The sequence below is a fragment of the Odoribacter sp. Z80 genome, from assembly GCF_009935865.1.
In the GTDB taxonomy this organism is placed as follows: domain Bacteria; phylum Bacteroidota; class Bacteroidia; order Bacteroidales; family Marinifilaceae; genus Odoribacter.
Map to the genome: position 1 here is coordinate 84,525 of NZ_QWEL01000004.1, position 20,188 is coordinate 104,712.

Consider the following 20,188-nt stretch of genomic DNA (forward strand, 5'->3'; position numbering starts at 1 on the left):
AGGAACATGAACACCATTAGAATACTCATTGATAAAGAACTGAACAATGCTTTCAATTCCTGGAGCCTGTACATCGGCTATATTGTATTCTTTTGTATATGTGGCTTCTACTCCTGGCTATCGGCCGGAAACCTGTTTTACATCGGCCAGGCCAATATGATGCCCGTGTTTATCATCATCAACTGGACACAATTCTTCATGCTCCCGGCACTGACCATGAAAAGTATTGCCGATGAAAAAAGGAACGGTACAATAGAACTCATGCTTACCAAACCTGTTAAAATCTCTGATCTGGTCTGTGGAAAATTTCTGACAAACTTAATCATCACAACACTTGCATTATTTCTCACACTCCCCTATTACATCACCCTGGCCTCCCTCGGCCAGGTAGACCACGGCGCTATCGTACTGGGGTACCTCGGGCTGATTCAGATGAGTGCCTGCTACATCAGCATCGGACTTTTCTCTTCAGCCTTATCCCGTACTCCTGTCAGTGCATTTTTTATCAGTTTCGGTATAGGTCTCTGCTTCCAGCTTTTGTTTGGTATGTTGGCCAACCAGGTGGGAAACGGATTTTGGGCCGACCTGTTCGGCTATTTGTCCATGGAAGAACACTTTGACTCCCTATCCCGGGGGATTCTGGATTCCCGGGACATCATATACTTTGCATCAATCATCACCATCTTTTTGTCTCTGACCAGATTTCTCATTTGTAAAAGTAAAATTTAAGTCCTGACCCTAAATCTTATGAAACGGATTTTACAAAACAGCATATACCTCCTAATTACCATCCTGGCCATTAACATCCTCAGCTACTTTCTGTTTTTCCGCCTGGACTTTACGATGAACAAACGCTACTCTTTAAGTAAAGTCAGTAAAAACATCGTGAAAAAAAATACCTTACCGGTTACTGTCGATTTTTATATCACTGAAGACCTGCCCCAGGACATAAAGAAATTGGCAAAGGAATTTCAATCCATGCTGAAAGAATATAAATCTTTAAGCAATGTCAGTTTTACTGTTAACACCATCAATCCGAATACTTCCGAAAAAGAATTCAAGGCCAACCGGGCCGGCATCCAACCACTCTACAAAGAGATAAGGGAAAGAGATCTGGAAAAAATCCAGAAAATTTACATCGGAGCAATGATCCGGGTCGGAAACAGCAAAACAGTATTACCTCAGATCAATTACAATACTCCCATAGAGTATGAACTCACCCGCATTTTAAAACAAGCGTCCGACACCCTGAAACCCAGCATCGGTTTTGTACACGGCCACGGAGAAGCAACAATAAACCACATGCCCCAGCTCATTCATGAACTCTCCCACCTGACGGATCTGTCCATCGTGGATCTGAACGCTGCAACTCCCCCTCTTTCCCAATTCAATGTCCTGTGCATTATTGACCCCCAAGACACCTATTCAGCTTTCGAAATAGAGCAGTTAAATAAATACTTAGACCAGGGAGGACGGTTATTCATTGCCTTAAATCACGCCATCGGACAACTCTCCGGAGAGCGAAACAGTGGCTTTATCAACCGGACCGGAATCGAAGATATGCTGGAGAAAAAAGGGCTGAAAGTCAAATATGATTTCGTGGTCGACAACAACTGCGGCACCATTGCCCTCAACCAACACTACGGATTCATACAATTTCAAAGCAATGTGAGTTTTCCTTATTTGCCCATTATCACCAACTTCAGTAAACATACGATCACGTACGGACTAAATTCGATGTTACTGGCATTTGCCAGCAGCATCGAACAGGTAAAAACACAAAGCACCTATATATTCACTCCCCTGGCCATGACATCCTCTATTTCAGGAATACAACAGGCTCCCGTATTTTTTAATTTCCAGAAACAATGGACCAAAAACGACTTCAACCATCCGCATAACATCGTAGCAGCCCTTCTGACCAATGATGATAACAACAGCGCCATTGTAACCATTACGGATGCCGATTTTATCAGTAACGAGATTGTCACCGGTGGCCACACTGATAACATAAATTTTGCCATTAACTCCATCGAATGGCTGGCAGATAACTCCGGATTAATCAAGCTAAGAAATAAATTTACTACATTTTCAGCACTCGAACCGACAGGAGATTCCGTCCGGGAATTTTTAAAATACCTGAACTTCTTAACTCCTATAATATTGATTGCTTTTACTGCCCTGATTCATTTCCGAAGGAAACAGAAAAAAAGAATAAACCGGTCACATCCGGGATATGTCGACTAACAACTCTTCAATACGTCTGTAAAGCTCTTCCCCAACCGGGGTCAAAGGCAAACGTAACGTATTGTGTTTAATAATGCCGGCCGCAGACAGAGCAGCTTTTATTCCGGCCGGATTGCCTTCCTGAAACAAAGCTTTACACAAATCCGATAACGCCAGATGCCATCTGCGGGCATCCGCATATTCCTCCCGGACAATCAGATTTACCAAACCCGAACAAACCCGGGGCAATACATTAGCCATCACCGAAATCACCCCATCAAACCCCATAGCCATCAGAGGCAGAATAATAGCATCATCCCCCGACAAAACCGTAAAGCCCGGCCGTTTAACCTTCAAAACATCGGTTGCCTGGCTCATATTGCCGGAAGCTTCTTTTAAACCAGCAATATTAGGGCAATCCTGCAATAAACGCCCCACAGTTGAAGCATTCATATTCACCCCGGTCCTCCCGGGAATATTATACAAGCATACAGGCAGCGGAGAAGCCGCCGCAATGGCTCTGAAATGTTCATATATTCCTTCCTGGGTGGGTTTATTATAAAAAGGTACCACACTCAGAATAGCCTGACACTCCGATAGCCAGGCCGTATGTTCAAGTTTCCGTACAATTTCCGCAGTATTATTACCTCCAACTCCAACCACAACAGGCAAACGCTTTCTGTTTTCACGAACGATAATACTGACAACCCGGGCCTTTTCCTCCTCACTCAAGGTTGTACTCTCTGCAGTTGTTCCCAAAGCAACCAAAAAATCCACCCCTCCGTCAATCACATGATTCACCAAGCGCGCCAAAGACTCCTCATCTATCTGTAAATGCTCGTCAAAAGGAGTCACTAAAGCCACCCCTGTCCCGGCTAATCTCTCCATAAGTCAATAACGATTTATTTTAGACAACAATTCAGTTAATTTATCAATAAACTCCAAAGGAGTAGAAACCCCGTCCACTATCAAATCAGCAATTCCCCCTTCCTTCTTCATCCCGGCAGTACAAGCTGCCTGTGTATGGGCCAATACATAATTTCCCAAAACACTCGTTTCACCTGTCAGGTCAATCAACAAATCATACTTCTTTCTCAATACACCCAACAAACGCTCATTCTGAATCTTTCCACCAAAACCCAGGTCTTCATTCCGCATAAAAACCACATCATCCGTCTCAGATACCTCAATCCCGTTCGGTACAAAACATAACTTCTCGATTTTAGCCTCTGCAAAATGATCCCGCACACTCTTTATCCATTTGCGTTCGTTGGGACTTGACGTCCAAAACACAAGACACCTGCGAATATCCTTGAATCCCTTATACTCCGCATTTCGCTCAACTCCCTCAAGCTGCCTCGCCAGAGAGTCTTCCTTCAACCGATGTAGTATATTATTGATGATCTTTTTCATAACTCAAACTTTCCATTCACAAAAATAACAATAAAAAAACAAAACCTTCCACTTTGTTATATCTTCTACAAAAAATCACTTTGTTTGAAAAAAAACAACAAAAAGCTTGCATACCACATTTTTTGCACATATCTTTGCACCGCTTTAGAGATAAGACAACGGACTCGTAGCTTAATGGATAGAGCACTTGGTTACGGCCCAAGAGGTTGTGGGTTCGACTCCCGCCGAGTTCACGAAAGCAACAAGCAAAATAAAGCAAACTCCTGAAAATAAAGACTTTCAGGAGTTTTTCTTTTTCCCAACTTACCGAAAATACAGCAAAACGAAGCAGTAAAAACAGGTGAAATCGGTGGACTTTATTTCTCCCCGGTTTTAGTCCACCGAATTGATTATTATTCGTTGTTTCTCAATGTTTTGCAAAACGTGTTTACGACTAAGATAATTACTTTTAACCCGTTAAAATTTAGTCGTATGGAACGGAATTATTTTTCTATCCTCTTTTTCATCAAAAGGACAAAGCTGTTAAAGAACGGTGAAGCCCCCATTTGTTTACGTATCACTGTAAACGGGAAACGCGCAGAAGTACAAATAAAACGAAGCGTGGAGGTAAACAAATGGAATAATCAGAAGGAATGTGCCATAGGCAGGGATAATAAAACGTTGGAATTGAACCACTACCTTGAAACAGTGCGTACCAAAATTCTAAGAATACACCGACAACTGGAACAGGACAACAAGCCCATTACGGCTGAAATTCTGAAATACCATTATTACGGAGAAAGTGAACCCCCAAAAATGTTACTGGAAGTTTTCAAAGAACATAATCAGAAATGCAGTGAATTAATTGGTAAAGATTATGTCCGGGCAACAGTCATGTACTATGAGCGCACCACACGTTATCTGTCGGAATTTATAAAACAGAATCACCGCCTTTCGGATATTCCACTGAAAGACATCGACTATAATTTTATTCAAGAATTTGAGCATTTTGTAAAAACCACCAAAAACTGTCAGCAAAATGCAACTGTAAAATACCTGAAAAACTTTAAACGAATAATCCGAATTGCATTACTCAACCACTGGATAACAAGCGACCCATTTGCAGAAATCCATTTTAAACAAACTCCGACCAACAGGGATTTTCTTTTAGAGGAGGAATTACAACTGATATTAAGAAAACAATTCAATATCCCCCGATTAGAAACAGTCAAAGACATTTTTATCTTTTGCTGTTTCACATTTGTTGCACTAACTAATGTATGCTTGATTATCAATAAATTGCAAACTAATAATAGAGGTATAGGTAATGGGTTAGAAACCACCTGTCTTCATCATTTTGCATGATTCCCAATCATTTCAAATAGCTCAATGCGAAGATAATATTATTTTGAGAATTAACCAAATTCTGATAATCAAAATCATATAAATTCAGCGAATTACCGGCTATGGTTGCTGAAATTTATACTTCAATCCATATTCTTCCAGTTTGTTGTACAGTGTCGTACGTCCTATTCCGAGCAGTTCGGCGGCAACCTTGCGGTTCCCGTTCGCCTGCTTCAACGCGCGTAAGACACGCTCCTTGTCTTCCGCATCGCTGCGCAGGGCGAAGCTGACAGGTGAAGTCGCCCTCGTCACGGCAAGTTCCAGATGCTCTTTCGTGACAAGACCCGTCTGTGCCTGCAACACCGCACCCATGATTTTCTGACGAAGCTCGCGGACATTGCCCGGCCACGCATGGGTCAGCAATGTCTTGCGGGCTTCACCGTCAAAGCCGGTGACATCGCATTCCAGTTCCCGGTTCGCAATTTCACGGAAGAACTCAGCCAGCGGCATGACGTCCTCCTGACAGTCGCGCAACGGCGGGACGGTTATCTCGAAGTCATGCAGACGGTACAGCAAGTCCTGCCGGAAACGCTTTTCATTGACCGCCTTCTCCAGATCCTCGTTGGTGGCGGCGATGATGCGGACATTGAAACTACGGTCAGCGCTGTCACCTACCGGACGGTATCTTCGTTCCTGTATGGCTCGCAGAAGCATCTGCTGGGTTTCCGGTGCGAGGTTGCCCACCTCGTCCAAAAACAGCGTGCCGCCTTCGGCTTCATGGAAATAACCTTTCTTGGCACTGTCTGCGCCCGTGAACGCCCCTCTGACGTGTCCGAAGAAAGCCGACGGCGCAAGTTCTTTGGTGAGCGAACCGCAGTCCACAGCCACAAACGGCTTTCCTGCCCGCTTGCCTTTATCGTGCAGCAGGTGGGCGATATGCTCCTTGCCCGTGCCGTTCTCCCCGAATATCAGCACGCTCATGTCGGTTGGGGCTACCAGCCTTATTCGCTTCATGATGGCTTGGAACGCCGAGCCGTCACGCGAGAATACCGGCATACGGCTTCTCCCGATACTCCGTTCTTTTAATATGGTACGGAGCAAAGGGACGAGTTTGTCCTCCACAAGCTGCTTGGGTATGTAGTCCAGCGAGCCGAGTTTCATGCTTTCCACCGCCGTATGCACTTCGGCATAGTCGGTCATGATGACAAAGGGCTGCATCCTGCCCTCCTTGCGCATCCAGCGCAAAAGGTCGATACTGTTGCCGTCGGGCAGACGCAGGTCGGAAACCACGATGTCCCCGTCTGCGGCCTGTTGCAGAAGTTTCTTTGCTGTTGAGAGGTGGAATGCCTTCACGGTACGGAATCCCTCGCCTGCCAGCAGGTTGCAGACAAACTCGCAATATACGATGTTATCCTCCACCACGATAATTTTTGTTTTATCCATTGTTGTATTTCTTCCTTTCTTCTTTTGCCAGCCGGATTATCTCCGAACCCTTATCCAATACGGCAGTCACTGCATTATGTATTGCTTCCCAATCAGATGTGCTTTCGTCATGAAGCAACACGTAAAGTTTCCTTAACGGTTGGTCGGCACGAAGTATCTCCCACGAACTGCGCAGGTGGTGAGTAAGGGCAGCCAATTCTTGAAGGTCTTTCCGTCGTTCCGCATCCCTGATTGCCTGCATTTCCTTTTCGGTTTCCGTTATCAGCTTATCCAGCATGACGGATTCATTGCCGTAGGACAGCAGGGAGGTAAAATCCGGCTTTTCGTCCGATTTGCCTTTAATGGCGCATTTGTCGGAAACTTCCATCAGCTCCGATATGGAGAACGGCTTGAACAGGCATCCAGTAAATCCACGCCCTATAAGTTCCTCCCTGCTGCAACTGCCAGAAGCGGTTGTCACGACTACCGGGATAGTCTTTGAATTGCCAACGTTGGAGGTGCGCAACAGTTCCAACAGTTCGAAGCCGTTGATTTCCGGCATGTTCAGATCCGTCAGAAGCAGGCTGTATTCTTTCCGGCGTATCATTTCCATCAGTTCCGCAGCATCGGTGCAGGTATCGCAGTGTATCCCTTCCTGTACATACATTTCTTTCAACATCAGAAGAAGCACTTCGTCATTGTCGATGGCAATGACATTATGGAATGTATGGTTATGATGAATCTGTGTTTGATTTATCTGTTCCGGCAGTTCCCCGGCTGTCTGCATAGGTATTTCCACCATGAAACGGCTGCCTTTGCCTTTCTCGCTCTCCAGCCGTATCGTGCCGCCGAGCATCGCCACGATACGCTGAACGATGGACAGTCCCAACCCGAAACCGTCTTTTGTGGCGGCGTTTGAAAGACGTTCAAACGCGCCGAACACGCGTTGCTGTTCCTCGTTGGTCATTCCCGTGCCCGTATCTTCGACGATAAGTTTCAGGATGCTGTTATCGTAGTCCGTTCTCAGGGAAACGCCACCGTTCTCCGTGAACTTGATGGCGTTGGACAGCAGGTTGTTGCCGATTTGCAGGATACGTTCCTTGTCGGTCAGGACGACTGTATCCGTTTGATTGGTTATGGTCAGAGCCAGCCCCTTGTTCATGGCGATGGGTGTAAACTCCGTTTCAAGAATGTGCGTGATTGCCGAAATCCGGCAAGGAGAGAAATTCGGCTGTTCCTTGCCGTTATCCAGACGGAAGAAACTCAGCAGAGTGTTGAGCATTTCGCGCATCCGGTCGGAAGAGTGCCGGATATTTTGAGCATACACTTTGATTTTGTCCGTGTTACAATCTTTCTGCATCAACCCGGCATAGCCTGTGATTGCCGTCAGCGGTGTGCGCAGCTCATGGGTGATGGTATGAACCGCTTTCTTGCGGGAGGCTATCAGTGCCTCGTTCTGTTCAATAGACTTTTGCAGTTGCCCGATTAAATCCGTCGTTTCTTGTTTGTATCGCTTGATACGGTTGATATTTCGATGGATGATGATATAAGAAATGACCAATAGCAATAGAACGAATCCTGTCAAGCCGCCAATTTGAAAGAACGACCGTTCCCGCATGGCGGCTATCTCATCTCCCCTCTTTTGCAAGTCAGCTTGTATTTTTCCATCTATTTGGCGAATCAAACTTTGTAACTGACGGTTAAGTTCGGCATTTCGTGCAGCAAGACTGTCAGCGTGTTCCGATAAACGGCGGCTTTGCGCTTGTTGTTCGGCTATCATATTCCGGTCAAGAGAATGGAGCATCGTGGTAGTCACGGTGGGCTTTGCTTCCTCCTTTTTACCAAAGATACCCAAGAAGCCCTTTCGCTTCGGTTTCTTGGGTTGTTCTTGCGTACTTTTATATACGATTTCAGGCACTTGACGGGCTATCATTTCTTTGATGCTTTTCTGTTCATCAAGCATCTGTACAATTCGTCGCATTTGTTTTTCTTTATCCTCTAAAAGATAGCGTACACTGTCAATGCGTTCAGACGGGTAGATAGACGTGAAATAATATAGCATACTATCCAAAGCCATACGCTGCAAATGATAATTTGCAATATCTTTATCTTCCCATTCCAATATTGTTTCTCCTAACAGAGAAAATCCTGTTAAGCGAAAGTTTAATTCATTAACATGTCGGCGCAACTCATCAGTGGTTCGGTTCTCCTTCTCTAATACTTCAAGCTTTTTCCATTCATACTGATAGCAATATATAATCATTCCTATTAGTATGAATATTAGAATATAGCCACATGATATTAGCTTGCGGATTGAAATCATAAATTTAATGAGGTTTGAAGGAGATAAAATCAACAATGTCCTGAAGGACTTCGGGGGAGATCGTTTCCTCAATTGTGCCGTATTCCTGTACTGCGCCCGTTTGAGCGTGCTGGAAAAAGTGATTAAGTCCGGGATAAAGTTTCACGGTCGCTTTCGGGGCGAGTCGTTGCATTTGAGGCATATTCAGTTCTGGGCGAACTTGTATATCTTTTTCTCCGTATAGTGCGAATACAGGGCAATCCGTATCTGCAATGCTTTCCGCCGGTGAAAAACCGATATAGAAATTTAACCACGGGTTATTGTCGGCTGCAATCTTTTTCAGATTGGCTTTCAAAGATGTGTGAACGGGAGTATTCTTCCAATTTGCACATATAGCCTCAATATTTCCAACTGCCATATTGTTACCCTCCCTTATTTTCAGTTCATACATCTTGCGCAATGCTTCAACATAATCCGATACAATATCCGCCGGCATGTTGCCTTGTTCCAGCATTGTTGCACTCTGGTCTATCAATACCGAGTCACCTCGAACCGCCTGTGCGCCAATGGCAATAATGAAATTCGGATTTGAGAATAATCCCGAATTGTTCTCTGCTCCCAGTATAAATGCCACTGCCGCTCCCTCGCTATGCCCCAATATTCCGACATTTTTGAATTTCATTTCTTTGCGCAGGTATTCCATTGCCGTTTTCGCATCTCGTGCAAAATCTTCAGTGGTGGCATTTTTGCCGTCGCCGGTTGATTCTCCATATCCTCGGTCATCATATCGTAAGGTTGCAACGCCGTTTCGGGCAAGGTAATCGGCGATGACAGCAAACGGCTTATGTCCGTATATTTCTTCATCGTGGTTTTGCAATCCGCTACCGGTAATCATTACGATAACCGGAGTTGTCTCATTAAAACCTTCAGGTAAAGTAAGTGTCCCAGCGAGAGTAACACTATCTGATAAGTTATTGAAATGCAACTCCTTTATAGTGTATGGATATGGTGGCTTAGGCGTTTGAGGCCGCTTTAATTCCTCAATGCCCGGAAATAATTCAAGATTGGTACTCATTGTTCCTTGTGTGTATTTCCCCATGAGTTTTCCATCTTGTTTTCGTCCGGTAAACGTCAATCCGATGCGTCTAACCATTACATTTACAGAATCCGCCGAAATGAAATTCACTTCTCCGGCTATTCCGTATGCTCCCTGATCCGGAGAATCAAGCGTTACGGATGGGGTGCCATCTTCTTCTGTCTTGAAATTGAAAACAATCTTTAATACCACTTGTGGAGTTATCTTCAGCGTACCATGCCATGCACCCGAAATATTATCATCGGAAGCCATGATGTTTAACATGGAACAGGTGGTTAAAATAGTTGCAATTATTATTCTTTTCATCATTGTAAAACTATTGCTTTGTTAGCTCCATTAATATATGACCATACGTATCTTTCAGATACAGCACAGTGTTATTTTTTAGCTCGTATGACTTGACACAATGTAGATTTGCTTCAATGCTTCTTTCCAATTCCATATCATCACAAGATATTATACCCTCTACAGCCTTTTCAGTCATGGATATGTTGGAGAAGGACAAAATGTTTTTATCCTCTACAAAATTTCCTGATATAATGTTACAGTCAGTGGTGCAGACAAATCCGGTATTGTTCAACTGTAAAATACAGTCCGATTCCTCGTTTACGTCAGTTAGTTCATTTGAAGCTGTGACAATGCTGTTGTATTTTTCAAGTCGCCATTTTCCACACAAACTTTCATCCGGTGAGTCATAACTGATTAGTTCCATCAATATATGACCCTTATCATCCTTCAATACCAAAATGGTATCATCCGTAATCTCGTATGATTTGATACATGGCAAATTAAATACTATGCTCCTTTCCACCATCATGTCATCACAAGCTAATTCGGTAAAAGATATACCAGAGAATTTCAAGGTGTTTTTGCTTTTCTCAAAACAGCCGGAGATGGTATTGCAATCGGTGGTACAATGGAATACTCCGGTGTTGTCAAGTTGCAATACATAATCACAATTTCCATTTACCTGTGTCAGCCCGTATGACGAAGTGGCGATACAGTTGTATTTCTCAAGTCGCCATTCCCTGTACAGAGCATTATCTGACTGGGCATTGCATGAGCCTGCTAATATGGCTAATACAAGCATTATTGCTATAAGGATGTTTGTTTTCATCTCATTTGCGTTTTATGGTCTGACATTTTCGCTTGCTCATTTCCTCTGCATACGCTATTTCTCCGTGTTCCCGAATATAGCTGATACAAGCCGGGCGGTCGGAGTTAAAGAGCAATGCGAACACTTTGCTTATAAAGTTGGAATAGATTTTACACTCTCTTACGTCACGCTCGCACTCGGCACAGGTATGATAGCCTTTGCTTATGCAGCATTGGCGGATTTTACACCACGATGCTTTCTCGTTGTTCTTGCATCCGGGGCATTTGCCAGACAAGAATTTGCGGCACCCTCCACAATACAGCCCACAGGCGGCTATATTGTCTTTACTTGCTGTTATACTTTTCATATTCAATGTTTTCTATCTGTATATCTTTTACCACAGCCATAACATATACCGTCATGAACTGATATGATCCTTCCGCAATCAGAACAAGTCCAACGCTCTTTCTCCCTTTGCAGGAATTTTTCTATACCATTTTCTCTGATAAAGGCAAGATTGCCCATAAGCGATTCTATCATCGGATAGGCGTTGGCATACCAGCACTCCTTATCAACAATCTCCCTGCATGGATATTGAGGACATTTGTCACAGAACCCGTCCGGCAGTGTTTTCCGTATTTCGCACTTTACAATCTTACATAGATTGGCGCAATACTCACCTCTGTAACCCTCATTCCGGCAACCAATGCAAGGGATTTCTTTTCGCAGTGCTTCGCTGCACACAGCACAGTTCAGCCCGCATGGGGCAATCTTGTTTCTATCTGCTGTTATACTTTTCATATTCAAAGTTTTCTAAATGATTTCATGCACAAACTCTCCTTCATACCAGACGGTAGCGGATTCGCCTATAAACCGTAGTAGCACAAAGTTGGGGTCTGTCGGGCCTTGTGGATAATGACGATACATCCATTCCTCCCAAAGTTCTTTACGTTTCTTATCGTCAGTAACTATTTTCACCAAACCGGTCATTACCATCGACCGACCTTTTTCAAAATAGCATAGCCCCGCTTTCGGGTTATTCATGAACTGGGCGAATTTGACTGAATCTGCACCTGTTGAGACCCATATCTCGTTGATTCCGGAAGAATGTATTTTGCACATAGGCACGGGCCTGGGAAATCCGTCACCATCAACAGATGCAAGAACAAGATCCTCGCACCGTTCAAGCACTTGGGCCATCCGTTGTTCTAATGATTTATCCATTGTCTTAATTTTATTCGTTCAAATCATTTTTATTGTTAACTCTTGCTGACGTTTATACCGCATATATACTGCAACCGTTAAAATACAGGCTATAAAATCAGCCAAAGGAATACTTAGCCAGACTCCGTCAAGCCTCAAATCAAATATTTCAGGCAGCAGAAATATCAAGGGAATGAAAAATCCTATTTGGCGTATGAGCGACAAGACAATACTCGTTTTCGGCTTGCCAATAGACTGGAAAAAGTTTGTTATCATAGTCTGCATGGCCATAACCGGAAACATCAAGGCACAGATACGAAGACCTGCTACTGCAATGTCATTAAGTGCAGTTTCGTTTGAGAACAACTGTATAATCGGGCGAGCCCCCATTTCACACAGTAAAAACACGGAGAACATGAAAGCAAAAGCTATTGTCAACCCGGTGTTCATGGCTTTGTCAACCCGTTCTGTCTGACCGGCTCCGAAATTGTACCCTATGATGGGCTGCATACCGACAGCCAAACCGATAATTATCATTGAGAACAGCATATAGATTCGGCTGACTATGCCGTATGCTCCAATCGCAAAGTCGCCACCGTAAAATCCGAATCTGTTAATAAGGGCAATGCTTATAGATGCCGAGCAAAGATTCAATATAAACGGTGGTGTTCCCAGTTTCATGATTTCTCCGGATAGCCGGAAATTGCACCTGAAACGGCTTTGCTGAAAATGTATTTTATTTGATTTCATAGAGAAGTGCCTTACGACCCATACAAGTCCGACTACCTGCGATATGACTGTGGACATGGAGGCTCCCTTGATGCCAAACTCAAATACAAAAATGAATATCGGTGTCAAAACCAGATTTAGCCCGACGGTCAGCAGAGTGGACTCCAATGATTTTTTTGGGAAACCGTTTCCGCGAAGCAAGTTATTAAGGCTTAAAAACAGAAATGTTATCGGATTGGCGCAGAGCAATATTCCAATATATTCCCGTGCATACGGAAGCGTGGCTTCACTTGCACCGAAAAAGTATAGTACAACATCCAGATTAAGATATGTAATCCATCCCGTCAGGATGCTGATTACGAAACCCAAAATCACCACGGTATGCAGAATATCGGTTGCCTGTTCATATTGCCTGCGTCCCAGACAGATGGAGGTCAGCGTGGTTCCGCCAATCCCGACAAGCGTATTGAAAGCAATCAGGCAATTCATCATGGGGAAAGTGACTGCAAGCCCGGAAATAGCCAGTGTACCGACACCGTTTCCGATAAATATACTGTCAATAAGATTGTACAGTGATACGGCAGCCAGATTGATTATGGCCGGTATGGAATATTGAAGCACCAACCTCCCTATTGGAGCTGCTTGGAACTGGCGGTATTTCTCTTGTGATATGTCTTGCATTGTCCGGATTGACTCTTTCATTATTAATGATACAGGGTATGCCGTATCTTACAGTACGGCATACTCCAAGTATCAGATAAGATATTTGTACTATTGGTATTTCTTCCTGTTTTTATTCGCCGTTTGATGACCAATATTCGTTGTAAATATAGTAGTTGAACTCCAGCGTATAACTTGATTCCGTCGGCAGCCCGCTATTTAGTCCGGGGTGGAATTTGGGAAGCATACGCGCTACACGCAGAGCTTCGGCATCAAGTGTCTTGCCTGAGCTTTTAACGATTTGGGCATCCTTTACAACTCCGTCTTTGGCGATGGTAAGCTGCACAACGGCATCCATGTTAAGAACACCGTCTTTGTATGCGGTTGCAGGGAAGGAGATGTTTTTATTGATAAAGGCTCTCAGTTTGTCCTTGCCGCCGGGGAAGTTGGGGGCGGTTTCTGTCCTGATGAATGGCACGGCATCGGCCGCGTCCGCTTTCCCCGTGACCACCACATCGGAATTTCTTTCTGTCACTCGAATGGTGGAATCGGATTTTTCGCTAATTTTGTAGCGCAGATTCTCCACCGGCGTAGCGGCAGATACCTCGTTGATTACTGCTGACACCGCAGGGGTGGCCAGACCGATTAACGCGAGTGCCATCGCAGGCACCATGACAAAGGCACGCACACGGGCTTTGCCTGTCGGTTTACTTGATAACATCATAGTTATACGTTTTTTAAGTGAACTGTGATTGAGACAGTTGGAAAGAGTTGCGAACCTTGCTCCAACTGTCTTTTTTATTAGAAACATCTGATACTCCTCTCGTTTTACGCCCGATGCAAGCACACGGCTGTCGGCTTCATACTCATGGAGGGTATGAAGCTCATTGCGCAGAAGCCATATAGCAGGACAATACCAAGTGATAATAATCGCTGCCTGCATAAAAAGCAAGTCAATCCAATGGCGACATTCTATATGCGCTTTTTCATGGCATACTATCATCTGCCCGAACTCGTACCAGTCACGTCTTGGCATCATGATATATCCGCACCATGCAAACGGGGCGACGCTGTTATGGCGATGAAGTATAATGCGGCAGTCATCCTGTTTTATGTGCTCACCTTTGAGAATGAACAGTGCCAACCGTACCAGTGAAACGAGGAAATAGAGAATCATGACAATAACCCCTATAAGGAAAAGTGTGACTATATAATCCCATATCGGAGTGATTTGCTCTGATACCGTATTGGCTATATAGGCAATCTCGACCGGATTAAAAGCGATTTCAATATTATTCTCCATAATATCCGCTACCCAAAAGGAATTAAGTATGAAGATAGGAAAAACGAAAGCAAGCGTTATACAGGACAACAACAATATCCTGTTGAACCGGAAACATCCGGTATTGGCAAGAACGCATTTGTACACCGCCCAGACTACAATCAGGAGGGTGCTTGCCAATAATGAATATGCCAAGAATATGCCTGCCATTGTTATTCCTTTCCTCTGTTAGATATTTGCAATATTATTTCCTTAGCCTCTTCATCGCTATATTCCTCGCTTTTAATCAGGAAGTTCACAACATTCTGAATGGAATTGTCGAAATACCGCCTAATGACACTCTTCAGATTTTGTCCACAATAATCTTCCCGCTCTATTATTGGGAAATATATGAAGCCTGTGCTTTCAGCCTTGTGGTCGAGATAGCCTTTCTGTTCAAGAAATTTCACGAATGTGGCTACCGTAGTCCGGCTTGGACGCGGCTCATTGTGAAGGGCAACGACATCCCGAACCGAGAGTGCCCCGCTTTCCCAAAAGAAGTTCATCACTTCTTCTTCTCTTTCTGTTAATGGCCTCATATCTTCCATTTTATATAGTCTAATTATTTTAGACGATTTGATAACACAAAAGTAGTCTAATTATTTTAGACAACAAAATAATCGGGCAGAAAAAATTGATTATAGATACGGATAGTGGAGAAAACCGAGTAGTTCTCTCCACTGTAACCTACGTTTTCGGCTCTTTACTTGTCGCCATAAAGCCCGATGCGGTTGCCGACAGGATCGGCGATGATGGCGAAGTAACCCCAACCGTCAACCTGAATCTTGGTCTTGGGAGTTACGATTGTTGCGCTGTTATCCAACGCAGTTTTCACGCTGGCATCCAAATCTTTTGTCTGGAGATACACCAACACGCCTCCGTTAGAGGGTGAGAAACCGGGGAACGAGGGGGCCGAGGAGATTGAGCAAACACTCTTGCCGTCTTTCATAAGACAGGCCATTTTCTCGTCGCCGAACTGCGACACTTCCAGCTTTTCGCCGAAGAGTGCCTGATAGAACGCCACCGACTTGTCGAAGTCATTGGTGGGGATTTCAAAAAATGCAATCATACTTTTTATTATTTAATTAGTACGCTGCAAAATTACAGCGACATCGTAGCCTGTGATAGTAAAAAGCGGACATCTTGTGTTAGGTGGAAAAGACCTAATACTGATTATTTTCAGCATTATAACTGTTCTGCAATTTATCGCTGAAGGATTCCCTGAGAGCTATCCGCAGTCCGTTTAAGAACGATTCATGGATATATATTGAAGAAGTCGGACAGTTGTCGGCGCATAATCGGCACTGGATACAATTTTTCTCGTCCATTGGCAAAGCCGTATCTTTTAATGAGAATATGTGCATCGGACAAATCTTGATACATTTTCCACACTTTATACAGGTAGAGGTATTGAGAAACACCACCTTGTTACCGGCTACTATATATGAACCCTTGCGGCGTATCGGTATGCTTTCAGAATATCCTGCAATCGGATTTTTACAAACAAATGCCAAAGGATGCAATTTCCACCGAAGCTTTTCCGAGAACAGTCTTGCCTTGAACATATCCCGCTCATTCGGTCTGGCTTTATTGTAGCCGTCCATAAGAACCCACGGCCCGGTGCGGTCAAATCCTTGACAGGAAAACTCTCCGACTATAATTCCACCTTTCCTCTCTATGATTTTTTTGAGGTGCTTATGATATGCTCCCAAGAAAGGTCTGCAACGGGTGGAAAATAGAAACACATTTTTCCCTTTAAGATTTTGACTTGAAACAAATCTTTGAAGTCGTATATCGTGAGCGGCAAAGTTAATCGCGGAGCCAAAGCCAATAAGGTCATAATCCGACAGGTCGATTGACGGATTGCTGTCGATAGATACCAATTCGGCAGATAGGGCATCCTTCATGCTTTCCGCAATCTTCAACGTGTTTCCTCTATATGAGGAACGATAGAATATTATTGTCTTCATCTTGCGACTGATATTTTTGTTTCAGGTGTTCCGGGGCCACCGTTTACGCCCTTATACCCCACAAACATCAGAGAACTCGTGTCAAAGTAATAATCACAGCTCCAGAAAGCAGACATAAAGCCGGTAAGACTGACTTCGATTCTTACGGCATTCTTTCCGTCTAATTTCTCAGTTCCTTTCTTTACTGCCGACATGGTATAGAGCTTCATGTTGTCGGGGCGAAAACACTCATATTCCACAGACTTACTGTTTTTCAAAGTCAGTCCCGCATTATAGGCGATGTTCTGATACCACGGCTTGCCTTTACTCTTTACCGTCTTTGAAATCCGTTTCCCATTGAACTTGCCGGATATGGAGTATATCCCATTATTCAAACTGATTGACAGATTAGTGTTAGAAGAAGTATTCACAATCTTACAACTCTCGGTTTTATATCCGCTTCCAAAGATATACTCATGTCTTTCATTGCCTTGAACCGTATACAGGTATATCTTTCCGTCCTTGTGTTCTTCCGTCCATTTGATAGCGGTTTTCGTCCTGCCACAGGTGGAAATATAGTTTCTTTCCTGTGCCATTGCAAAAGCTGTAAGAAACAGCGTAAGTGCTATTGTAATGATATGTTTCATAGACAGTTGTTGTCAAAGATAAAATCCACATATTTGAAAATCATAGCTTCCATTCTTTCCCATGCTTCCGGGTTACTGAAATCTATGCCGTTGATTTTGTGATATTGCCTTGTGAAAAGAACTATGTAGTTGATTGCGGATATGATTATGGCAATAGACATATTGTTGTCGCCGCCTTTATCCAAAAACTTATTCAGTTCCTTCTGCAGTTTATAGCCGATACGTTCCCGTTCTTCTATAATTCCCTTGAAAGACGAATGACCTGACAGTTCCCATACCAGAAGTTCTTGCATGAGTACATTATCTTTTAGATAGTTAAGTTGACACATAAACACATCCTTAACAATCTGCTTTATGTTACCGTCTTTAGCTCGTTTAATGGTGTCAATAAACTCCGAATAGGCAAACGAATAATAGTCATGACGCTTTGCCCATTCCACAAGCAAACCATCCAATCCACCGAAATAGCGATAAATCAAAACCTTATCGCATCCGGCTTGATTAGCTATGCGATTAACTCCGATTTTGGTAAAACCGTCGTTCTCTACGATATGGCTCACGGCTTCAAGAAGCCTTTTTTCTGTTTCTTTCAATTCCATCTTATATAACGTCACTAAGTGGTGACAAAATTATAAAAATAATCGGTGACAACCAAATACAAGGCTGTATAAACGCTATTTTTCAGAATGTAAAATAGTCAGAAACAGGAGAGTATCGAGCAATATACTCTTTCGGTGTGTAGCCGGAGAATAGCTTGAATTCTTTAATCATGTGGGATTGGTCGGTGTACCCACATTCGTATGACAGCTGCGCAAAACCTATTCCCTGATTATGCTGCATGACAGATAAGGTACGTTGCAACCTGACTATACGCATGAAATCTTTGGGTGTCGTTCCTATGTTTTCCGAGAAGATCCGGGAGAATTGCTTTTCGCTCAGGCACGCAATATTCGAAAGAGCCCTGATATTTGTTTGAGTGGAATTGTTGATATGACGTACCACTTCCGCCAGTCGTGGCAGATGATAAGGTGTCCCGTACATCAGGCACTTGTAGAAATAATTCTCTATCAGTTCAATGCAGATGTCGTGATTTTCACTGTCTTCAACTCTGTGTGCCAAATCACGCAAGGCTGGATTTTCAATGTCCGCAACCGCCACATTCCTGTCACGCAGTAAAGTGACCGGCATACGGAAGAATATTTTTGCCGCATGGGGTTGGAATACTGTCACAATCATTTCAATGTCGCCGGTTGAAGCCACATCTGAATAGCCGCTTTCCTGACCGCAAATAAAACTCTGCGGCTGTAATTCATCACGGTTCGTGACTTTCAGCCTTTCGCCACGATGGAACACAAGCGACATACAACCCGTCGGCAAAGTGCGTTGCGACACTATGCCGGAGGTACTATCCTGCAATATCCAATAATACCGTATAAACGGTTTTAAGGCAGGTGTTGGCTGTATGATTCTGAACTGCATTCCGCAAAATTACAACATGACGATTTTCGATGATAGTAAAAAACGGACATTGGTGTTATAAGCCTCACTCAACCGTAAATTCCTCTGAATGATAGCTGTTGTAAAAACGACCGGATACATTTGTTCCGAATCTCTCATAATTTATGTGTTATATGGTGATGTGAGCAAACTCGCGGTTTATCCAGATGGTAGCCTCATTTCCGATAAAGCGAATAAGCACATAGTTCGAATCTGCCGGGCCGGCGGGGAAATAATTTATAAAATACTCCTGCCACATCCGCTTGCGGGTTACATCATCCGTAATGATTTCGACTGTGCCGCGCAAAGCAACACTATCGCCATAAAATGAATAGGAAAGCCCGGCTTTGGGATTGAGCCTGAAATCGGCAACCTTTTCGGAGTCTGCTGCGGTCACTGCCCAGACCTCATTGCATCCTAACGAATGAATTTTATCCAATGGCACAGGGCGTGGAAAACCATCTGCATTGACCGATGCCAACGTAACCTCTTTGCACTGCAAAAGCAGGTGTGTAGCTTTTTCAGTCAAACTTCTTTCATCTTTCTCTTTCCAACGTTTGAGTGTTGGGAAGATTTGTTGCATTTGAGCCTTTGCCTGTTGGGGCGTCAGATTCCAACCCGTTTCCTTGTTAATCTGGTCGGTAAACTGAGTGCAGAACTCTATCATCTGGCTCATGTTGAAATCTTGGAGGAAAGCACCGCCTTTGTAGCAGTAGCCACAATAGTCCTCGCTTTTACTGCCGTCTGAATTTGTGCCGATGTTACCCTCTACAAGGGGCATACCGCAGCTTTGACAAAATCTTTGTTCCATATGTTCTATCATTGTTTTCAAATAATCAGTTCACTATCCCGCCATCTTTTTTTGAATTTCTCTTTCGCATATTCGTAGGATTCAAGGATGTAAGGCTTTAATAATTCAAATGTCGCTTCAGATGGGGTTAAAGCGCAAATCCAGCCCATCCACGCATAAACCGGATGCGGCATAATGACATCCTTTGCGGTAAATTCATACGGCATATCTACAATGCAACCTTTACATGGACGTTTGGGCAGTTCTCCGAATAAAGTGCGGAAAGTCTGTTTTCTGACTCCTATATTTATTCGCCACACATCCTTGCGGTCAAGGTGGGAAGCTTGATCATTGTTGCCATCCTTTTCTTTTATCGTCAAGATATAAACCCCACGTTTCAACACTCCATCCGGATTATAGAAAATCCCACGCTCGCCCCAACTGTTTACTTCGACCGTCCCTTCAAGGTTGTCAAGGCAATATTTCAAAATATCATCAGGTGCAATAGCCATCT

Annotated in this window: 23 protein-coding genes, 1 tRNA gene and 1 pseudogene; 5 read left to right on the top strand and 20 right to left on the bottom strand. The window is 43.8% G+C overall.

All coding sequences use genetic code 11. The features are described from left to right. The first annotated feature begins 6 nt into the window (after positions 1 to 6). Positions 7 to 729: an ABC transporter permease gene (locus tag D1136_RS05350; protein ID WP_161876603.1), complete on the top strand. Its 723-nt coding sequence runs from the start codon at positions 7 to 9 to the stop codon at positions 727 to 729. An 18-nt stretch (positions 730 to 747) separates the two neighbouring features. After that, positions 748 to 2,247, top strand: coding sequence for a GldG family protein (locus D1136_RS05355; protein WP_161876604.1), 1,500 nt, complete (start codon positions 748 to 750; stop codon positions 2,245 to 2,247). On the opposite strand, the gene dapA is transcribed toward D1136_RS05355, so the two are convergent. Together dapA and D1136_RS05365 are read right to left on the bottom strand one after the other, a co-directional pair. Beyond that, positions 2,224 to 3,114 carry a 4-hydroxy-tetrahydrodipicolinate synthase gene (gene dapA, locus D1136_RS05360; RefSeq protein WP_161876605.1) on the bottom strand — a complete coding sequence of 297 codons (891 nt, stop codon included), beginning with the start codon at positions 3,112 to 3,114 and terminating at the stop codon, positions 2,224 to 2,226. The genes D1136_RS05355 and dapA overlap by 24 nt on opposite strands. A gap of 3 nt (positions 3,115 to 3,117) precedes the next feature. After that, a complete protein-coding gene (locus D1136_RS05365) occupies positions 3,118 to 3,639 on the bottom strand; it encodes a hypothetical protein (RefSeq protein WP_161876606.1) in 522 nt (173 codons plus the stop codon). 160 nt (positions 3,640 to 3,799) lie between these two features. Between D1136_RS05365 and D1136_RS05370 the strand changes: the two genes are divergently transcribed. Both D1136_RS05370 and D1136_RS05375 read left to right on the top strand, forming a co-directional pair. Continuing rightward, a tRNA-Arg gene (locus D1136_RS05370) sits at positions 3,800 to 3,872 on the top strand. Positions 3,873 to 4,110: 238 nt separating this feature from the next. Then, a pseudogene (locus D1136_RS05375) lies at positions 4,111 to 4,899 on the top strand (phage integrase SAM-like domain and Arm DNA-binding domain-containing protein); the annotation flags it as partial. Positions 4,900 to 5,082: 183 nt separating this feature from the next. On the opposite strand, the gene D1136_RS05380 reads toward D1136_RS05375, so the two are convergent. The 9 genes from D1136_RS05380 to D1136_RS05420 form a co-directional block, all read right to left on the bottom strand. Further along, on the bottom strand, positions 5,083 to 6,405 hold the full coding sequence (locus D1136_RS05380; protein ID WP_161876608.1) for a sigma-54 dependent transcriptional regulator: 1,323 nt from the start codon (positions 6,403 to 6,405) through the stop codon (positions 5,083 to 5,085). Next, positions 6,398 to 8,707, bottom strand: coding sequence for an ATP-binding protein (locus D1136_RS05385; RefSeq protein ID WP_161876609.1), 2,310 nt, complete (start codon positions 8,705 to 8,707; stop codon positions 6,398 to 6,400). The genes D1136_RS05380 and D1136_RS05385 overlap by 8 nt, the downstream gene beginning before the upstream one ends. A 4-nt stretch (positions 8,708 to 8,711) precedes the next feature. Then, complete coding sequence (locus D1136_RS05390) at positions 8,712 to 10,088, bottom strand: alpha/beta hydrolase (protein ID WP_161876610.1); 1,377 nt, start codon at positions 10,086 to 10,088, stop codon at positions 8,712 to 8,714. 10 nt (positions 10,089 to 10,098) lie between these two features. Continuing rightward, positions 10,099 to 10,899, bottom strand: coding sequence for an META domain-containing protein (locus tag D1136_RS10895; protein WP_237566993.1), 801 nt, complete (start codon positions 10,897 to 10,899; stop codon positions 10,099 to 10,101). A 1-nt stretch (position 10,900) separates the two neighbouring features. Next, a complete protein-coding gene (locus tag D1136_RS05400) occupies positions 10,901 to 11,245 on the bottom strand; it encodes a DUF3795 domain-containing protein (RefSeq protein WP_161876611.1) in 345 nt (114 codons plus the stop codon). Between the two features lie 2 nt (positions 11,246 to 11,247). Continuing rightward, positions 11,248 to 11,679: a DUF3795 domain-containing protein gene (locus D1136_RS05405; RefSeq protein WP_161876612.1), complete on the bottom strand. Its 432-nt coding sequence runs from the start codon at positions 11,677 to 11,679 to the stop codon at positions 11,248 to 11,250. A 12-nt stretch (positions 11,680 to 11,691) separates the two neighbouring features. Further along, complete coding sequence (locus tag D1136_RS05410) at positions 11,692 to 12,102, bottom strand: pyridoxamine 5'-phosphate oxidase family protein (RefSeq protein WP_161876613.1); 411 nt, start codon at positions 12,100 to 12,102, stop codon at positions 11,692 to 11,694. Positions 12,103 to 12,120: 18 nt separating this feature from the next. Then, complete coding sequence (locus D1136_RS05415; RefSeq protein WP_161876736.1) at positions 12,121 to 13,491, bottom strand: MATE family efflux transporter; 1,371 nt, start codon at positions 13,489 to 13,491, stop codon at positions 12,121 to 12,123. A 112-nt stretch (positions 13,492 to 13,603) separates the two neighbouring features. Next, positions 13,604 to 14,773 carry a M56 family metallopeptidase gene (locus D1136_RS05420; protein WP_237566994.1) on the bottom strand — a complete coding sequence of 390 codons (1,170 nt, stop codon included), beginning with the start codon at positions 14,771 to 14,773 and terminating at the stop codon, positions 13,604 to 13,606. A gap of 28 nt (positions 14,774 to 14,801) precedes the next feature. On the opposite strand from D1136_RS05420, the gene D1136_RS10900 reads away from it, so the two are divergent. Further along, positions 14,802 to 14,984, top strand: a complete 183-nt coding sequence (locus D1136_RS10900; protein WP_136416743.1) for a hypothetical protein — start codon at positions 14,802 to 14,804, stop codon at positions 14,982 to 14,984. On the opposite strand, the gene D1136_RS05425 is transcribed toward D1136_RS10900, so the two are convergent. From D1136_RS05425 to D1136_RS05460, 9 genes are all read right to left on the bottom strand, one after another. After that, positions 14,965 to 15,330: a BlaI/MecI/CopY family transcriptional regulator gene (locus D1136_RS05425; protein WP_123614953.1), complete on the bottom strand. Its 366-nt coding sequence runs from the start codon at positions 15,328 to 15,330 to the stop codon at positions 14,965 to 14,967. The genes D1136_RS10900 and D1136_RS05425 overlap by 20 nt on opposite strands. A 164-nt stretch (positions 15,331 to 15,494) precedes the next feature. Then, positions 15,495 to 15,860: a VOC family protein gene (locus D1136_RS05430; RefSeq protein WP_123614819.1), complete on the bottom strand. Its 366-nt coding sequence runs from the start codon at positions 15,858 to 15,860 to the stop codon at positions 15,495 to 15,497. A 94-nt stretch (positions 15,861 to 15,954) separates the two neighbouring features. Beyond that, complete coding sequence (locus D1136_RS05435; protein WP_161876615.1) at positions 15,955 to 16,761, bottom strand: EFR1 family ferrodoxin; 807 nt, start codon at positions 16,759 to 16,761, stop codon at positions 15,955 to 15,957. Continuing rightward, positions 16,758 to 17,387, bottom strand: coding sequence for a hypothetical protein (locus D1136_RS05440; RefSeq protein WP_161876616.1), 630 nt, complete (start codon positions 17,385 to 17,387; stop codon positions 16,758 to 16,760). The genes D1136_RS05435 and D1136_RS05440 overlap by 4 nt, the downstream gene beginning before the upstream one ends. Further along, the gene (locus D1136_RS05445; protein WP_161876617.1) at positions 17,384 to 17,986 is read right to left on the bottom strand and encodes a TetR/AcrR family transcriptional regulator; all 603 of its coding nucleotides are present in this window, start codon (positions 17,984 to 17,986) and stop codon (positions 17,384 to 17,386) included. Before D1136_RS05445 ends, D1136_RS05440 begins: the two co-directional genes overlap by 4 nt. A gap of 82 nt (positions 17,987 to 18,068) precedes the next feature. Beyond that, entirely contained in the window at positions 18,069 to 18,866 is a 798-nt protein-coding gene (locus tag D1136_RS05450) for a helix-turn-helix domain-containing protein (protein ID WP_161876618.1), read from the bottom strand. A 9-nt stretch (positions 18,867 to 18,875) separates the two neighbouring features. Beyond that, positions 18,876 to 19,004, bottom strand: coding sequence for a hypothetical protein (locus tag D1136_RS10950; protein ID WP_255491926.1), 129 nt, complete (start codon positions 19,002 to 19,004; stop codon positions 18,876 to 18,878). Positions 19,005 to 19,014: 10 nt separating this feature from the next. Beyond that, positions 19,015 to 19,695: a zinc ribbon domain-containing protein gene (locus D1136_RS05455; RefSeq protein WP_161876619.1), complete on the bottom strand. Its 681-nt coding sequence runs from the start codon at positions 19,693 to 19,695 to the stop codon at positions 19,015 to 19,017. Positions 19,696 to 19,712: 17 nt separating this feature from the next. Continuing rightward, complete coding sequence (locus D1136_RS05460) at positions 19,713 to 20,186, bottom strand: DUF6194 family protein (RefSeq protein WP_202623067.1); 474 nt, start codon at positions 20,184 to 20,186, stop codon at positions 19,713 to 19,715. Positions 20,187 to 20,188 lie beyond the last annotated feature (2 nt).

What these genes read in the sequence shown, in the direction of transcription:
- D1136_RS05350 (WP_161876603.1), top strand. Translation starts at nt 7, where the DNA reads ATGAACACCATTAGAATACTCATTGATAAAGAACTGAACAATGCTTTC.
- D1136_RS05355 (WP_161876604.1), top strand. Translation starts at nt 748, where the DNA reads ATGAAACGGATTTTACAAAACAGCATATACCTCCTAATTACCATCCTG.
- dapA (WP_161876605.1), bottom strand. Translation starts at nt 3,114, where the DNA reads ATGGAGAGATTAGCCGGGACAGGGGTGGCTTTAGTGACTCCTTTTGAC.
- D1136_RS05365 (WP_161876606.1), bottom strand. Translation starts at nt 3,639, where the DNA reads ATGAAAAAGATCATCAATAATATACTACATCGGTTGAAGGAAGACTCT.
- D1136_RS05380 (WP_161876608.1), bottom strand. Translation starts at nt 6,405, where the DNA reads ATGGATAAAACAAAAATTATCGTGGTGGAGGATAACATCGTATATTGC.
- D1136_RS05385 (WP_161876609.1), bottom strand. Translation starts at nt 8,707, where the DNA reads ATGATTTCAATCCGCAAGCTAATATCATGTGGCTATATTCTAATATTC.
- D1136_RS05390 (WP_161876610.1), bottom strand. Translation starts at nt 10,088, where the DNA reads ATGAAAAGAATAATAATTGCAACTATTTTAACCACCTGTTCCATGTTA.
- D1136_RS10895 (WP_237566993.1), bottom strand. Translation starts at nt 10,899, where the DNA reads ATGAAAACAAACATCCTTATAGCAATAATGCTTGTATTAGCCATATTA.
- D1136_RS05400 (WP_161876611.1), bottom strand. Translation starts at nt 11,245, where the DNA reads ATGAAAAGTATAACAGCAAGTAAAGACAATATAGCCGCCTGTGGGCTG.
- D1136_RS05405 (WP_161876612.1), bottom strand. Translation starts at nt 11,679, where the DNA reads ATGAAAAGTATAACAGCAGATAGAAACAAGATTGCCCCATGCGGGCTG.
- D1136_RS05410 (WP_161876613.1), bottom strand. Translation starts at nt 12,102, where the DNA reads ATGGATAAATCATTAGAACAACGGATGGCCCAAGTGCTTGAACGGTGC.
- D1136_RS05415 (WP_161876736.1), bottom strand. Translation starts at nt 13,491, where the DNA reads ATGCAAGACATATCACAAGAGAAATACCGCCAGTTCCAAGCAGCTCCA.
- D1136_RS05420 (WP_237566994.1), bottom strand. Translation starts at nt 14,773, where the DNA reads ATGGAGAATAATATTGAAATCGCTTTTAATCCGGTCGAGATTGCCTAT.
- D1136_RS10900 (WP_136416743.1), top strand. Translation starts at nt 14,802, where the DNA reads ATGAAGATAGGAAAAACGAAAGCAAGCGTTATACAGGACAACAACAAT.
- D1136_RS05425 (WP_123614953.1), bottom strand. Translation starts at nt 15,330, where the DNA reads ATGAGGCCATTAACAGAAAGAGAAGAAGAAGTGATGAACTTCTTTTGG.
- D1136_RS05430 (WP_123614819.1), bottom strand. Translation starts at nt 15,860, where the DNA reads ATGATTGCATTTTTTGAAATCCCCACCAATGACTTCGACAAGTCGGTG.
- D1136_RS05435 (WP_161876615.1), bottom strand. Translation starts at nt 16,761, where the DNA reads ATGAAGACAATAATATTCTATCGTTCCTCATATAGAGGAAACACGTTG.
- D1136_RS05440 (WP_161876616.1), bottom strand. Translation starts at nt 17,387, where the DNA reads ATGAAACATATCATTACAATAGCACTTACGCTGTTTCTTACAGCTTTT.
- D1136_RS05445 (WP_161876617.1), bottom strand. Translation starts at nt 17,986, where the DNA reads ATGGAATTGAAAGAAACAGAAAAAAGGCTTCTTGAAGCCGTGAGCCAT.
- D1136_RS05450 (WP_161876618.1), bottom strand. Translation starts at nt 18,866, where the DNA reads ATGCAGTTCAGAATCATACAGCCAACACCTGCCTTAAAACCGTTTATA.
- D1136_RS10950 (WP_255491926.1), bottom strand. Translation starts at nt 19,004, where the DNA reads ATGAGAGATTCGGAACAAATGTATCCGGTCGTTTTTACAACAGCTATC.
- D1136_RS05455 (WP_161876619.1), bottom strand. Translation starts at nt 19,695, where the DNA reads ATGGAACAAAGATTTTGTCAAAGCTGCGGTATGCCCCTTGTAGAGGGT.
- D1136_RS05460 (WP_202623067.1), bottom strand. Translation starts at nt 20,186, where the DNA reads ATGGCTATTGCACCTGATGATATTTTGAAATATTGCCTTGACAACCTT.